Here is a 2,077-nt window from a genome sequence, read left to right as displayed (position 1 = left end):
ATCGACACTCCTAACTTGTGCTCCAGAAGAGCAGAAAGGTCAGATCAAGTCTCGTACTTTACATATTAAAGCGTCCCATGAGCTTTTCTCGTTTTCGAGTGGATCTGTGTGATCCTTCGATCCAATGGTTCAGCCCTTTGTGTGCTCTATGATCCGCACTCGGCGCCAAGGCCTTTATCGGTTTGATGTAGCTGCGTAACTTATCAGTGATTATGACGCGGGGCGGACCGAACCGGGCGATCAACCGGCTCAGAAAACGCCTTGCCGCTCTAGCGCTTCGTCTCGGTTGCACAAGAATGTCCAATACGTTCCCGTCCGCATCGATAGCCCGCCAAAGCCAGTGTTTCGCGCCGCGGATTGAAATAACGACTTCATCGAGATGCCATTTGTCGCGAGGCGCAGGCCGGTCTCTCATGATGCTGTTCGCAAAATGTCGGTCAAAACGATTGACCCAAAGCCGGATCGTTTCACAACTTACAATCACCCCGCGCTCCGCAAGCAGGTCTTCGACATCAGCCGCGCTCATGTTGAGCCGGTGATAGGCCTGAACGGCATAGGAGATGATTTCACGCGGAAAGCAAAACCCTTTTAGGCGAGGCATGAAAGTCGGTACGATCATTGGTCCCCGCTATGGCAAAGACGAAGCGAGAACAATTTGGCAATTCCCCTCCGACAAAATCGTTCTACGGGCAGAGAATTTTATAGGCCATCGCCCACGCAACCTTCCTATTCCACTCAACACGCTGAGTACTTTCAAAAACACAGGCAACTTGATCCAAGCTAAAATCACAGCAAATTTGGTGTAGTTGGTCGTTGAAGTGTTCAGCCTTGGAATCTGGTGGATCGGATTTAGGCTCCGGTCCATCGTCAATTTCCGAGAACGTACTTTCTGGACGCGAATCCAGCGACCGATCTTTGTTGAGCAGATTGCAAACGATTTCACGAGGCTCAAACTGTCAGATGGGTCTACGGCCCATGTAGCTCGGTTCAACTCCGAAGAACGTCTCCGGCTGGTTGTTCACAAAGACGGAACGCCGGGCGCGCCAGCTGCATTATGGCTCTCGCATTGAGCGGGTGACGCCGTTTGCCGGTTCAGATTCAAGGCTGTGATGAATCGAACCGGCAAACCAACTGTTGAGGACCTGATGGTGCAGTTGGCGGCAAATGCCGTCGAGCCTGTGACGCTGATCAGAAAGGCGGCCGCAAGAACCTATGACGAACTGTGGTAAGCCGCTGGAAGTATCTGCCACCTATTCACTGATGAAGAGTGCTATAACTTCTTCGCCACCGCAGGAAATAAAACCAATTAAACCCGACACGCTGTAAGCTTGGGAAGTGCCCCAACTCTACAAGGAACGGTCGTCAAATATGGGGCACTTACGATTAGAGAATGCCATCCATTGCGTGAATGAAACCAGTAAGCGGTGTTTCTACCGTTGTGACGTGGTCTGGTACGGCTGAGAAATCAATTCTCAGAACCTGCCCACGTTTTAATGTATCCATTTGGTCTATCGGCAACTTGATTGCAGCAAAGCATCCGGCTTTTGTGCAATTGGTGATTCTCATGTTAGCTAGGGGAGAGCCGTCGACGCTAAGTTGAAATCCAGCGGGTAAATACACATTCAAAGGGCCAGTGATTTGCAATATTGGATCTGCCGTCGAAGACGGAGTCAGTACTTTGATACTAAAGAGAACTTTCCTACTCTGTGCAACAAATATCCTCTGTAGTGCGGTACACTGCAGATTTTCAGAATTCCTGCTGCTGCCGGTACAGTTAGTTTTCCAAAACTCATTCTGTGTTGGCTCAACCCTGGACTCCTGACTAAATGCAAAAGTGCTTATTGGGATCATCATTGAAGCCGCAATAATGGCAATTGATAACGGTTTGGATATTACTCTCATAACTGACCTATTTTATATTTAGCGTGTTCTAACTGATCAGAAAATTAGAATTTCTGATGAGTTTTTTTCTTTCGTTTACCTTGCCCTGCCCATATTCTATTCGGTATTCACCTATTTGGTACCATGATATGGTTATCAGTGTGGCGTCACACCTGGTAAGCCTGTGCATATCACG

2 protein-coding genes and 1 pseudogene are annotated in these 2,077 nt (G+C 48.7%); 1 reads left to right on the top strand and 2 read right to left on the bottom strand.

From position 1 onward, the window contains the following. Window positions 1–67: 67 nt before the first annotated feature. Window positions 68–619: pseudogene (locus ACR0DT_RS24935) on the bottom strand (IS6 family transposase); the annotation flags it as partial. Window positions 620–1,106: 487 nt separating this feature from the next. On the opposite strand from ACR0DT_RS24935, the gene ACR0DT_RS24930 reads away from it, so the two are divergent. Beyond that, window positions 1,107–1,229 (top strand): hypothetical protein, encoded by a 123-nt coding sequence (locus ACR0DT_RS24930; protein ID WP_480713328.1) that lies wholly within the window; start codon window positions 1,107–1,109, stop codon window positions 1,227–1,229. Window positions 1,230–1,383: 154 nt separating this feature from the next. Here ACR0DT_RS24930 and ACR0DT_RS24925 read toward each other — a convergent pair whose 3' ends face one another. After that, complete coding sequence (locus tag ACR0DT_RS24925; protein ID WP_480713329.1) at window positions 1,384–1,851, bottom strand: invasion associated locus B family protein; 468 nt, start codon at window positions 1,849–1,851, stop codon at window positions 1,384–1,386. Window positions 1,852–2,077 lie beyond the last annotated feature (226 nt).

The sequence above is a fragment of the Ruegeria sp. BI11 genome (genome assembly GCF_056538005.1).
Note: the sequence above shows the minus strand (reverse complement) of the source record. Positions and strands in the feature narration are given on the sequence as shown.